We start from the raw sequence: 12,415 nt of genomic DNA, 5'->3' as shown, positions 1-12,415 counted from the left end.
GGTTGGAGTCTGAAATGATGAACTTGCGATCTCAGCGAGATCAGAAAGACAGGTGCGAAAGCAGATTAGAACAATTCAGCCGTCAAGCGAGATTCGACGCCCTGCTGCAGCACTTTCCTCGGCCTTGTGAATGGTGCTCAGCACGAAACGCAAGTCGTCGATGTCGCTGGCACGCTGTACCAGGCTGGTCGCCGCTCGATAAAAATGAAGGAGCAAGCGCTCTTCGATCGGGCGTTCATGATCGAGGAGTTCCTGATGGCGGCCGGCTTCATCGAACCAAACAAGGGTTGTCGGAAGATCAACGAACGCCACACCACGTTCACAGACTACCTGCAGCTCCGCCAGTGGACGGTAGCTCACGGCTTCATGCCAGTGCGGAGGGATGTAGCGGCCGCAGCTAATCTGCGCCGTTGGGCCCCTTCCGAGTTGCCCCGGAGGACTGAAATCAAGGTTGAGCATTAAATAGTCGAGTTCTCCTTTCTCCGGGCAATGATGTAAAACCCCCATCACGCTCGTAGCCTGTTCGCCCACGACGAACCGGCACCAATCCACAAGCTCGACGAGATCGAGCCGGATGGGGTCCACTGGTTGAGGCCCCGATGTGCCGTTTGCTTTGAGATAATGAGACAGGCGCCGGTGGCAAAACAGAAGTCGTGGAGGTCCCAACCGCGTCGCGATCAATTCCTTGAGGCGGATTGTGGCGGGAGCATACCGGCGGTAGAACTCCACCATGAAAGCCACCCCCGATCGAAACACGGCCTCCCGCAATTCGGTAACCTCTTCGAGTGTCAAGAGGACAGAAGCCCCTAAATACACGGCCTTTCCAAACTCACAGGCCGCCAATACCGGCAATGGCCCCAGCCAGCGGGGATTAAGCACAAGAACGGCGTCCACGTCATTTCGCCGGCAGAGTGTCCAAAAACTGTCGTGAACAGCAAGGCTCGATTCCCGCGCTGCCATCCGTGCCCGCTGGGAGACCGACTCGAAGACAGCTACGAGGTTAAAACGATCACTGAGCACACGGAGAGCGGGCAAATAGCGGCGTTCCCAGCCTTCCCCCAATCCAATGACTCCTAGTCGCAGCTTCATCAGAGGCTATCCCTGATACCCTTTGTCTCGTGATCCATGTTAGGTACCGGTCGGTTCGAGTGCCCACCTCTATTCGCCTGAATTCATCTTTGCCAAAGGCCGAAAACTTTGAGAAACAGTGTCGGGATGACTTCCTGTCTCCGCCACACTTCAGAACTGGCCCGGCCGATTTCGATTGGCCCCTTCCATGGCCATGAGCCCACTTCCTGTCACTTTCGCCCGAGTTAAAATCAATCGGTCGTGCAGGAAATTCCGGTCAAAGGTACTTATCACCAGCGGGCACAAATTGGAATGGTCCCTCACAATTTCCCAGGTTGACGCATCCCACAAATGCTCACGATGCCAGATCCCAGAGTGGCGCCGAATGCTGTACCAAATGCTCCATACCTGTATTCTTCGGTGCATCCGCAAAAGTGGGCTTTACGCCGGTGAACGCCAGGTCCGCTACCAGTTTCCCCTGCGGAGAGCGGCCCACCAGCCGGGAAACAAAAAGATCCCGGAGAATATATCGGCCATCATTGTCTAAACCGGCCACCTCACTTACCTGGGTGATCTTCCGTGATCCATCTTCGGTGAATCGGGCAATCTGGATGACGATGTGAATTGCTGACGCCACTTGCGCCCGCGCGACGTACACGGGAATTTCTACATCGGACATCAGCGAGAGCGTCTCCAATCGAATGAGGGCATCCCGCGGAGAACTCGCATGAATCGTGGAAAGACTGCCTGAATGGCCGCTGAGCATGGCTTGAATCATGTCCAGCGCCTCGCCACCGCGCACCTCTCCCACAATCACCCGATCCGGGCGCATACGAAGCGAATTGCTGAACAGATGGCGGATCGTCAGACCACCGCGTCCATCACGGCCGCCGTGCCTGGCCTCGAGATAAATCGTGTGTGGCTGAACGAGACGCAGTTCGGAAGTATCCTCGATGACGACGATCCTTTCTTCCGGCGGAATTGCACGCGATAACGCTCCGAGCAGAACCGTCTTCCCAGTACCGGTCCCCCCAGAAATGAGTATATTTTTCCGCAACTTCACACAGATTTCCAAAAACTCCTTGGCGATCTCGGATAGAGAATTGAGTCGAACCAAATCCTCCAGGGTCATCGCTTCCCGGGTAAATTTACGAATCGTCAGGCAAGGTCCAATCCGGGAGGTTGGCGGAAGAATAGCGTGGACGCGCGAGCCATCGGGGAGGCGGGCGTCCAGAACCGGGTGCTCCTCGTTAATTTCTCGACCAACCCACTGGGCCACATTGTTGATTGCAGAAATAAGGGCGTCTTCACTGGGGAATCGCGCATCCGTTTTTTCCAGTTTGCCGCCGCGCTCGATATAAACCTCGTATGGCCCGTTGACCATAATCTCGGTCACGCTGTCGTCCAGTAAATAAGGCAAAATGGGCGACAGAAAATATCGGGTGCTGGCTTCAAATATGGCTTCCCGCGACATGGATGGGTCCCCTCCGATCCGGCACACGACGCGCATGTTGTGAAATCATGGCATCTCTGCCGAGGATAATCTCTGGCGAAAGTCGGCCGCATCTCAGCTCACCTACCCGTCCATCCATGATAGCGAAAAACTCGCGGTGCTAGCAAAGCCGTTGGGATTGAGCCATCGCCATTTTTAGACGATTGGAAAGGGGCGTCGACCTTCGCAAGGTCATGAAAACAAGCGGAATACAGTCCGGAGGTACGTGATTGTCACGTCGAAATTCCGTCGGTGGACAATCCATTTCGCCCCCTGGCCCCCATTTGCTGGTTCGGCCCTTGTTTATCTAAGGCAGGGGCAATGGACGAATTGCCCCAACGATACATTGGCGTACTGGCGTCTTACAGGTCCTCACAAGAAATGGGGGTGGCCCAGGATCCGAAGGGATTGGAGGTGTTCTAAGGACGGGCAGACCCAGGAATGCCGAGCGACCGCATCTCGTCCTGTTCTTAACCCGCCGTAAGTCCGGCGATCCGCCGACACACGGCCGCCCTTGGTTACCCGTAAGCCGGATATCAGCCTTTGTGGAAAAAGTACCAAATCGCCCCGATCATGAGGGATAGGGGACTCCTCCTAATTTAGTACTGACTTGCGGTCGCCCTTGCCAAAGTAGTTCTTTTTGGTATGTTAATTTTCAAGGGAGCGTCCCCTCGTGCGGGGCGGGTTTATGTTTTGCACCCGGGTTTTAACTGCCAGCGTAGCTCAATCGGCAGAGCACCGCATTCGTAATGCGGGTGTTGGGGGTTCGAGTCCCCCCGTTGGCTGTTTCTTTGGACACCACGTGACGGGGCACACTCTTTAGATCGCGGCACGGAGCTTCATACATTGCCACTCCTTCAGGCTAAGGTGGGGCTGGTTTTTCGGACGGGAATCTCCCAACGAACCAACAACAAGGACTGATAAGATGTCGCAAGCGGCGTTGGAGACTGACGTCAAGCAAATCGTCCTCAGCAACTCTCTGTTTGGCCCACGAGAGGTTCAGGCGCTGGCCAGTGCCATGGCGGAGGACCCCTCCCAATATAGAGCACTCCGCGACGCAGTCGCTGAACTGGAACTTCGCGAAGAGACTCCGGCCAGTAATGTCCGACTCGGCTGTTGCCTCTATCTGCTGGGGCGTTTCGAAAGCGCTATTTCCGTCCTCAAACGAGGGGATAACGGTGCGCTCGCCCATTTCTACCTTGGAAAGTGTTATCTAGCTACTCAAAGGTACGACGAGGCACTGGAGAGTTTTCGGGCGGCAAGAATCGCTGGCTACAACCCGGATGATTGCGCTCTCGGGGAAGTGGAGGCTCTGCGGGGGAAAGGAGAGCTCAAGGGGGCGATGGAGATCCTCGATCGGCTTTCTGGTTCCGCCGCCGAAAGTGCCGAGTATTACTACCAGCGTGGTGCCACGCTGGCAGCGTTGGGTGCTCCCGCCGAAGAAGTAGCCGCGCTTTATGAAAAGGCGATTCAAATTGATCCTAACCACGTGGGCGCACTTTTCGGATTGGCGTGGGAAAATGACCGTCATGGCAACGACGACGTCGCTCTCGAACTTTACCAAAGATGCGTATCGCGGTTTCCGCCGCACCTGGGTGCGCTCATCAATCTGGGCATTCTTTACGAGGATATGGAGCAGTACGAAAAGGCTGTCCGCTGCTATCAGAGGGTGTTGGAGGCCTTTCCGGGGCATGAGCGTGCGCGGCTGTTCTTGAAAGACGCCCAGGCGGCCGGGCAGATTGTTCTCGAAGAGGATACCACCCGACGTCGAGATCGCCTCGCTCAGATTCTCGCCACCCCTGTCACAGATTTTGAACTCTCCGTCCGCAGCCGTAACTGCCTCCAGAAAATGGGCATCATGACGTTGGGCGATCTGTGCCGCTGCACCGAGCAAGACCTCCTGGCCAGCAAGAATTTCGGTGAAACGAGTCTCGCCGAAATCAAAGAGATGCTGGCATCCAAAGGGCTCCGTCTCGGGCAGCTGCTCCCCGAGCGTCCAGGCGCGCCTGCCGCAGAGGGCGTTGGGGAAGAGGAAGAAGCCCTGCCTCCCGAGGAACAGGCACTCCTTGCCAAACCGGTCTCCGAGCTGAATCTTTCCGTGCGTGCACGGAAGTGTCTCGCCCGGCTGGGAATCAATACAGTTGGAGAACTGATCCGTTACAGCGGCGATGAATTACTGGAGTGCAAGAACTTCGGCGTAACCAGCCTCAACGAGGTTCGCGAAAAGCTGCGAGCGTTAGGACTCAAGCTTCGCGGGGATTGATTCCTTCCGCACGTTTGCAGGATGCTCGGCCAACGATTCATCCCGGCACTCAGTGGCCAGGGTTGGCCTTGCTTACTCACAATGTAAGGTAAGGTGCGAAGGTCAGTGGGACGTTTCGACAGCAGTCGTGACCAGGCAATGCCGACTGTGGCATAGGAGAAGATGAGCACCGTTGGCGGGGAGATCTTTTCAGTTGTCCGCACAGATTCGCAAACACTCGCCCGGTGCGGCATTCTCCGAACGGCCCACGGCATTGTTCACACGCCCGCCTTTATGCCTGTCGGCACGCAGGCAACCATCAAGGGTTTGCTGCCCCATCTGGTTGAAGGGACCGGCACGGAAATCATTTTGTCGAACACATACCACCTCCTTTTGCGTCCGAAACCGGAAACGGTGGCCGCGTTAGGGGGACTTCACCGCTTCATGGGATGGCACAAACCCATCCTCACAGACAGCGGCGGATTCCAGGTGTTCAGCCTCGCTCAACTCACACGCATCGAGGAACGGGGAGCTGTTTTTCGGTCGCATCTGGACGGCTCCCTTGTCGAATTGACACCAGAACGCGCCATCGAAGTGCAAGAGTTGTTGGGCAGCGATATCGCCATGGTTCTCGATCACGTCGTCGCCCTGCCCAACGAAAGGTCGGTCATCGAGGACGCGATGGAAAGGAGTCTCCGCTGGGCGGAACGCTGTCAAAAAGCTCACCAGCGTAAAGATCAATGGCTCTTTGGTATCGTACAGGGAGGGCTGGAACCAGACCTTCGACTTCGTTGCGTTGAAGAGCTCGTTCAGATGGGGTTCGACGGATACGCGATTGGCGGCCTCAGCGTTGGCGAACCTCCCGCCGAAATGTACCGCATCCTGGATGTTGTGGCTCCTTCCTTGCCGGCCGAGAGGCCTCGCTATCTCATGGGTGTGGGACGTCCCATTGATCTTCTGGAAGCGATCGCCCGGGGCGTGGATCTGTTCGATTGCGTGATGCCGACGCGCAACGGCCGGAACGCCATGGCCTTCACGGAAGCTGGACCGCTTCGCATGCGCAACGCCTGCCACGAGCGGGATCCCCGTCCCATGGACCCTACGTGTCCTTGCCTCGCGTGCACCTTCAGCCGGGGATACATCAGGCACCTTTTCATGGCCCGGGAAATGCTGGGACCAATTCTCGTGAGCCTCCACAACATCGCGTTTTACCAGCGGCTTTTAAGGCAGGCGCGAGCAGCGATTGAAGCCGGCTCGTTCGGCGATTTTTTGGAAGAAAAACGGGCCACCTGGTCCCGGACAACGATGGAAGATGAGGACGAACTTGAGAACCGATCGAGCTGAGGATTTTCCGCGGAAAATCTTGATCTCATCTGTCGGAGACAATCGTTTTCATTTTTGAGCGCGAGAGACAGCACTCTTCATCCGACCTCCGAGAAAAGGCTCCTCTTGCGGGAGGGCCGCCTCAAAAATGGATTTGGGACTGGAAAGCGTCAGTGTTTGATCCTCGTTATTGGGGTTGTAAATCCGCGCCATTTGCTCCACCTCATAACGAATCCGCTCCACCAGTTCCGGTGGCTCAAGCACTTCCGCGTGACGCCCGAAGCTCAAAATCCATCGTTCAAATTCTTCCAGGCTTTCCAGGTCAAACTCTGCTATAAGGCTGCCATCTCGCTGGTGATGAAGTCGCTGACTGGCGTGCCACCGCGCTTCACTGACATACCGCGCCACCTGAGCAGAAAAACGAACGCGGATATGATAATCACCGTCCCCCTGATACACCCCAAAGCTTCCAGCAAAGTGTTCGTCCAATCGGAAATCGTTGGGTATTTCGAACCGTCGGTCGGTCACCTCCGCCCGACTTATCCGATTCACTTTCCAGTGTCGTATCTCTTTTTTCCCGGGGGACCATCCCACAAGATAGAGAGCCCCCCGATGATACGTCATACCGTAAGGATGGATTTCATACGTGACCGGCTCCGTGGCTTTCAGCGATTGATATTCGATTTCCAATGTACGATGATCTTCCAGTCCAATCATAATCTGATCGATAATCTCAGCCTGTCGCGAATAGTCACAAAAGCCCACGCGGGTTTGGTAAAAAGCCTGGGCCATTTTCTCCACATATTTCAGCGCTCGCTCGTTGAACATGCAGCGGATTTTATTGAACGCCCGCTGTGCGGCTGACCAGAAAATTGTTCCTGCCAGCGGCTCCATGAAGCACCGCGCGACGTGGAGAGCAATGGCCTCGTCATAGTGGAGCGGCACCCCCTTGACCGTCAGATCCCCGGCCAGCTTCCACTTCTTCCTCCCGTGTTCGACCACGGTTTCTTCCAAAGGGAATCCTGCTTCAGAAAAAGCGTCCAGATCGCGACGCACGGTTTTCTCGCTGACGCCCAACTCCTGAGCCAGCTCTTTCACTGTCACGCCATAGTGACGGCTGGAGAGGATCCTGAGCATCATCCATTGACGGACAAGCGGAGAGTGCTCGGACATGCGCAACTCCCAGGTCTCCTTCCAGGTGATTCCCCATCCACAGCATCGTCGCAAAAATCGATAAACCGGTTCCATCATTCCGCCCCCGTGTTCGATTATAAAACGTCTGGGGCGTCAGCGCCAAAGTGTTCTTCGGATTCCGCCCTCTTTTCTGAAAAACGGCCCCCGACACCTCGTGGCCACTACCGACTTTCCCACCAGGAAGGAGTAACACGTCACATGTAGCCAGTGTTAAAACCCTGCCTGTTGCCAAAACCCAAGGCAGTAATTTCTACAGTCTCCAGGCGGCTGTGTCACGTTGAAGTAAGCCACTTGGAAAAGGCGGCCCGGCGCTGGTGGCGGCATTCGGGGCAGTGCCGCCGTTCTGCCCCAAGAAACCAGGCGCCGGGCCATCCCCTGTCCAACCTCCGAAGCTCATCCGGGAACTTTCCCTTCCAACACCAATGTAACCGACAGGTTGGACAAACCACGTCCAACCGTTTCAACTTTTCGCGCTGGGAACGACCGGTTGGATCCCGAGTGAAGGAAGGATCGGAGACGGGCTCATTCGCGCCGCATCGGCTTTAAACAACCAGGCGAAACCAGATTGGGAACGACGAAATCCCGGGGACAAATAGCGCTGGCGAGCCAGGCGATGGGCCGCTGATATTCACGGCCTGCGCCGCAGCTAGCGCGCGGCTCTTTCTCAGAGAATGGGATGAGGATTATTCGGTCCCAGTGCTATTGAGATGAGTCAATGGGAGTGGTTCGGGGCGTTCTTCCTCGCCGGTCATGTGATAGGGAAGGCGGTACACAACATCAGCGTCTTTCGTGCAGAAATAGAGACAGGAAGGGGAAAACGCGTCCGGATTGCCATCCGCCCAAAATGCGTAGAATCCCTGGTCAGCGTTAACGGGTCGCCGTACATAATTGTGATTAAAGGGACTTCGTGCGGTGAGCTGCCGGACCATTCTCCAGGTATGACCTTCATCTCTACTCAGCCACACGGCAATCTCGCCGCCCGCACCGATGGGTTGTGGTCCCGGTTGAGTCGGACCGATAACTCGCCAACCATCTTCCTCGATATAAAGGGCTCCCGTGCTGTAATTGTGGTTGGCTGGCGTGATTTCTGAAAACTCCCAGGTCTTGCCATTCCAGTGAGCTACCGTCCACCAACGTGGATGCCCCTCTGGTCCCGGTTTGTAACTGGCAGACGTGATGTAGAGGATGACCGGATATCCATTTCGATCCAAATCGATATCGTGAATATAGACAAGACGGTGTTCACCCTCATAGTGACGGACGAGCGCATTATTCACCGGATCGGTCAACGGAATTTCGATTGGGTCACCCTGGACGTTTTTCCATGTTTGTCCCATATCGTCGGTTTGCAGATAATAAAGATTCGTCCGGCGATCAACATTTCCTCCCGGATGATAATTAAACGCGGTGAAGACGAGATGTTGTCGTCGCCAACTTGTCTGGTAATGCCCGCCCATCCCGGCAAATTTCACATCCGCAAGCCACTCTCGCCCGTCCAGGCTACGGCTGAAGTACAGCTCGCGCCCCCTCGTGTATTTCGTAAACAAAAAGAAAAATCCCTCGCCCGGGAACCACCATGGCTGTGGATAAGTAAGTTCTCGCTCCTGAACGAGTTCGAAGTCGTCGATGGAATATGGCCTGCGGCTTCTGTAGATAAAACCGGGGCGAAGACGCGCCCTTCCGCTGATAAAAACCCATAGATATCCCTGGTCATCAACGGCCAGCGCCGCGTTATCATGCGGATCATCCACCCCGCCCTTGTCATGAACTATGACTGGTCGCGGAACCGTCCCTGTTTCGTGATCGTAATAAGAAATCATATTCAGTAAATGTCGCTTGCCATCTTTTGCACCGCCGTAGACAAAAAAGGTTTTTTTGACCTGAGGACAATAGATCGCGATCGGAACATGGTTCGCTGTATATGTTCCGAGTCCGCCAGAATACTTGTCGCCCCACTCAGTCATCTGCCCAAGCGTGAACCAGATACCGCGGTAACCGCTGTCCCTCTCGGAACCCAAGACCGGGGTGCTAAAAAAGAGGGCAAACCCCAGAAATATCGATAAACCGATCCTGCCAGCACTACAAGTATAATGGCCTGAAGACTTCGTCATCGGAACCTACCTCGTACCTGGTCTGATCGTGTATTTGTAAACACGGACATCATCAACACTCTTTCTGCAGCTCGGAGGCAATAATCCGCTCGATGCCTTGTTCATAATCCGCGCAAAGAAAAGACATGTTATATCGGTCGACCAACCGCCGGTTGCTGATCATTCGCACCGCGTTATCTCCTCTCGCTCCTCGGGACAAGTGTGTACCTTCCGGCGACGGTGAACAAAAGACGGGTGGTGGTAAGCCGAGGTACTGACATACTCTCTCGTAAAATTGCCTTCGTGTGACCGGGCGACCATCAACAACATTGACCACCTCCGGAGGCTCTGCCGCGTCAGCCACAATAATAACGGCGCGGGCGGCATCGTCGACATATATCAGATTGAGAAGCGCGTCCGAATCGGTGGGAAGCGGTTGCTGCGTGCGAATGTAACGCAGAAGTGGCAGTCGGCCGGGACCATAAATCCCACCCATGCGCATGATAATCGCCTTGCTCCGCCATGCCGGCGTCAGAAGGATATCCTCCGCTTCTGCCAGCGCCTGCGAGGCTTCCCGGAGCGGCCTTCTGGGAGTCGACTCATCAATCACTTCGGATGATGAATTTCCATAAACTCCTGTCGAACTGACGAGAACAATTCGATCGGCCTGATGGCCCCAACGATCGAGGACCGCCACCAGACCGTCACGATACAGGGCAAATCGCGAGACCTGGCTTTGGCCGCCGGGCCCAACGCTGTAGACCAGAGTGTCACAATGAGGGATATCGCCCAAACTCGCTGGCACTAAAACATCGGCAATGATGGGTTTGATCCCCAATTCTGTCAGCGTGGCGGCCTTTGAAGACGATCGCGTTACTCCGTAGACGTCGTCTCCTCGCTCTTGCCATAGCTTGGCAATACGCAGGCCTACATAACCGGTTCCAACCACAATGCGTCGGGCCATTCAGTTGACTGTCCCCCGGCAATCCCAGTCTGTTCATTCTTCGCTGCTGGAGGAATCATCCAAAGGGGAGGGCGTCCACGACGGCGGAGCATCGCCCCGCTTTAGAATTGCCAGATAGGAGCTCAGAATAATCTGAGCGGCGAGTTTGTCCACGCGTTTCTGCCTTTCCTTACGACTCAGATTTGCGGTCCGAAGCCACGTTTCCGCTGTCTGCGTGCTGAACCGCTCATCCATATAAACGACCGGCACGCGGGTCACCGACTCCAACCATTTTCCAAATTCTCGCACCTCCAATGAGACCTCGCTTTCGGTTCCGTCACAATGGACAGGCAAGCCCAGGACAAAGAGGACGATTTCCTCCTGTTGAACCAGCTTCTGAAAATAAGCTGCGTCCTGGCTGGGTCCCCGTCGCTGGTAAACCGACCAAGGAGTGGCCAACACCCGGCCTGGATCGCTCAAGGCAATGCCGATGCGTGTCTTGCCGTAGTCCAGTCCGGCGATCCGTCCCCGCTCGGGCAGCGCCGTTCTTTTCAGGCCTTCTTCTTGGCGCTGTTCTCCTGCTGGCTCGTTACTCATGATGGTTTTTTACATTGCCAATATTCAATATCCTGGAGCCCCTGGCCGCTTCTTCTGGACCCACAGATAGTAATCAAACAGCTTCAACTTGGATGCAGCTTCGCGATCCAAAAAAGCGATCGTATCCCGATGAAGCTGCAGAGCGCTGGCCGTCACCATACTCGTCACCGGTCCCTCAATGGCCGCCGCCACTGCATCCGCCTTGGCAGCCCCATGCGCTAGCAGGATGATTCGCCGTGCTTCGAGAATCGTACCCACCCCCATCGTGATGGCATAGATCGGTAATTCTTCGCCCTCGTCGAACAGATCCTTGATTTCCGCCAAACGTCGTTCGGACAGGGTCTTGATTCTTGTCCGTGAACCAAGCGAACTGCCCGGTTCGTTGAAAGCAATATGTCCATCCGTCCCGATTCCCAGAATTTGCAAATCAATCCCGCCACACTCCTTAATACGCTGCTCGTACCAAGCACAAAAAGCTCGGTAATTCTTCGCCGTTCCCGACGGCATGTAAATATTCTGGGGTGATAGATTCACATATTTAAAGAAATTTTCATGCATGAAGTAATACTGGCTTTGAGGGTGATCCTTACCCAGGCCGACGTATTCATCCAGATTAAAGGTTGTCACCTGGGAAAAATCGAGGAGCCCCTCTTTAAACATCCGCACAAGTTCGCGGTACAATCCGATGTGCGTATTTCCCACAGCCAAGCCGAGAACGGCGTTGGGTTTGGCATTGAGAACACTGGCCACAGCCTCGGCAGCCGCCCGACACATTTCCTCGTACGTGTCCTTGATGACTACTTCCATAATGTATCTCCCTCAATAAACCACGGCCAATCTTTGACCCCGTTGCCTCTTTCCGTAAACAGAGCCACTACCCGGTTGTTGACCGATTTGCTGGATGGTGCTTTCAGCCATTCTGACGCCCTGCGGAACGATATGCAGACCCGCGTTTGACTCCTGTCGAACGATTCTTCATGATAATAATACTTGAGTGTCAGCCTTGGACTGAGCTTTGTCAAGCTGCGTGGCAGTGACCCCTCTCCACATTTGCAGAAACCTATGAAACGCCACAGGTTTAATGGATTGGTAGGAACAATTCCTGAATTGCTCCTACCCTTTTGAGCGGGAGCGGAACCGAGCAGTCGGAACCCGGTGGGTGAAACGGACTATCCAAGCTTGGAAAGCGGACATGACAAGCAGGTCCCTCCGAAAAATCCTTCGGAGGGGCTCGTTCATCGTGCCCGGAAAATAGGATAGATCATTTAACCTGAAGAGGTCCACCGGAGGGACGCCGTCCAAAGCGTCCCATGGCTCCGGGTGGAATCGGGCCCTGCAGTCTGTCCCATGACGTGCAAAACCCGAAAATCGGACCTGACAAGCAGGTCCCTCCGAAAAATCCTTCGGAGGGGCACGCTCGTCGTGCCCGGCGACGCGAAATCGGCTTTCCAGCGCTAAGAAGCAGA

At 55.3% G+C, this 12,415-nt stretch carries 9 protein-coding genes and 1 tRNA gene; 3 read left to right on the top strand and 7 right to left on the bottom strand.

Annotation, left to right across the window (positions count from 1 at the left end; all coding sequences use genetic code 11):
* Window positions 1-75 precede the first annotated feature (75 nt).
* On the bottom strand, window positions 76-1,089 hold the full coding sequence (locus tag THTE_RS08655; protein WP_095415055.1) for a Gfo/Idh/MocA family protein: 1,014 nt from the start codon (window positions 1,087-1,089) through the stop codon (window positions 76-78).
* 334 nt (window positions 1,090-1,423) lie between these two features.
* On the bottom strand, window positions 1,424-2,542 hold the full coding sequence (locus tag THTE_RS08650) for a TadA family conjugal transfer-associated ATPase (protein WP_157731956.1): 1,119 nt from the start codon (window positions 2,540-2,542) through the stop codon (window positions 1,424-1,426).
* A 730-nt stretch (window positions 2,543-3,272) separates the two neighbouring features.
* Here THTE_RS08650 and THTE_RS08645 point away from each other — a divergent pair.
* The 3 genes from THTE_RS08645 (at window position 3,273) to tgt (ending at window position 6,146) form a co-directional block, all read left to right on the top strand.
* Window positions 3,273-3,345 (top strand) — tRNA-Thr (locus THTE_RS08645).
* Between the two features lie 140 nt (window positions 3,346-3,485).
* The gene (locus tag THTE_RS08640) at window positions 3,486-4,823 is read left to right on the top strand and encodes a DNA-directed RNA polymerase subunit alpha C-terminal domain-containing protein (protein WP_095415053.1); all 1,338 of its coding nucleotides are present in this window, start codon (window positions 3,486-3,488) and stop codon (window positions 4,821-4,823) included.
* Between the two features lie 162 nt (window positions 4,824-4,985).
* Window positions 4,986-6,146: a tRNA guanosine(34) transglycosylase Tgt gene (gene tgt, locus THTE_RS08635; RefSeq protein WP_095415052.1), complete on the top strand. Its 1,161-nt coding sequence runs from the start codon at window positions 4,986-4,988 to the stop codon at window positions 6,144-6,146.
* Between the two features lie 48 nt (window positions 6,147-6,194).
* Here the strand turns inward: tgt and THTE_RS08630 are convergent, their stop codons facing one another.
* From THTE_RS08630 to nagB, 5 genes are all read right to left on the bottom strand, one after another.
* Complete coding sequence (locus THTE_RS08630) at window positions 6,195-7,298, bottom strand: helix-turn-helix transcriptional regulator (RefSeq protein WP_168175818.1); 1,104 nt, start codon at window positions 7,296-7,298, stop codon at window positions 6,195-6,197.
* Window positions 7,299-8,002: 704 nt separating this feature from the next.
* Window positions 8,003-9,139, bottom strand: a complete 1,137-nt coding sequence (locus THTE_RS08625) for a BNR-4 repeat-containing protein (RefSeq protein ID WP_207651812.1) — start codon at window positions 9,137-9,139, stop codon at window positions 8,003-8,005.
* A gap of 343 nt (window positions 9,140-9,482) precedes the next feature.
* Window positions 9,483-10,373 carry an NAD-dependent epimerase/dehydratase family protein gene (locus tag THTE_RS08620; RefSeq protein WP_095415049.1) on the bottom strand — a complete coding sequence of 297 codons (891 nt, stop codon included), beginning with the start codon at window positions 10,371-10,373 and terminating at the stop codon, window positions 9,483-9,485.
* A gap of 33 nt (window positions 10,374-10,406) precedes the next feature.
* Window positions 10,407-10,949, bottom strand: a complete 543-nt coding sequence (gene ruvX / locus THTE_RS08615; RefSeq protein ID WP_237260240.1) for a Holliday junction resolvase RuvX — start codon at window positions 10,947-10,949, stop codon at window positions 10,407-10,409.
* A 24-nt stretch (window positions 10,950-10,973) separates the two neighbouring features.
* Complete coding sequence (gene nagB / locus THTE_RS08610) at window positions 10,974-11,756, bottom strand: glucosamine-6-phosphate deaminase (protein WP_095415048.1); 783 nt, start codon at window positions 11,754-11,756, stop codon at window positions 10,974-10,976.
* Between the last annotated feature and the right edge of the window lie 659 nt (window positions 11,757-12,415).

It is taken from the genome of Thermogutta terrifontis (assembly GCF_002277955.1).
Lineage (GTDB): Bacteria > Planctomycetota > Planctomycetia > Pirellulales > Thermoguttaceae > Thermogutta > Thermogutta terrifontis.
This window is presented reverse-complemented; position numbering and strand designations above follow the sequence as displayed.

Excerpts from the sequence above, each read along its gene's own strand:
- THTE_RS08630 (WP_168175818.1), bottom strand. The coding sequence starts at position 7,298 with ATGTCCGAGCACTCTCCGCTTGTCCGTCAATGGATGATGCTCAGGATC.
- tgt (WP_095415052.1), top strand. The coding sequence starts at position 4,986 with ATGAGCACCGTTGGCGGGGAGATCTTTTCAGTTGTCCGCACAGATTCG.
- THTE_RS08620 (WP_095415049.1), bottom strand. The coding sequence starts at position 10,373 with ATGGCCCGACGCATTGTGGTTGGAACCGGTTATGTAGGCCTGCGTATT.
- THTE_RS08640 (WP_095415053.1), top strand. The coding sequence starts at position 3,486 with ATGTCGCAAGCGGCGTTGGAGACTGACGTCAAGCAAATCGTCCTCAGC.
- THTE_RS08650 (WP_157731956.1), bottom strand. The coding sequence starts at position 2,542 with ATGTCGCGGGAAGCCATATTTGAAGCCAGCACCCGATATTTTCTGTCG.
- nagB (WP_095415048.1), bottom strand. The coding sequence starts at position 11,756 with ATGGAAGTAGTCATCAAGGACACGTACGAGGAAATGTGTCGGGCGGCT.
- THTE_RS08655 (WP_095415055.1), bottom strand. The coding sequence starts at position 1,089 with ATGAAGCTGCGACTAGGAGTCATTGGATTGGGGGAAGGCTGGGAACGC.
- ruvX (WP_237260240.1), bottom strand. The coding sequence starts at position 10,949 with ATGAGTAACGAGCCAGCAGGAGAACAGCGCCAAGAAGAAGGCCTGAAA.
- THTE_RS08625 (WP_207651812.1), bottom strand. The coding sequence starts at position 9,139 with ATGATTTCTTATTACGATCACGAAACAGGGACGGTTCCGCGACCAGTC.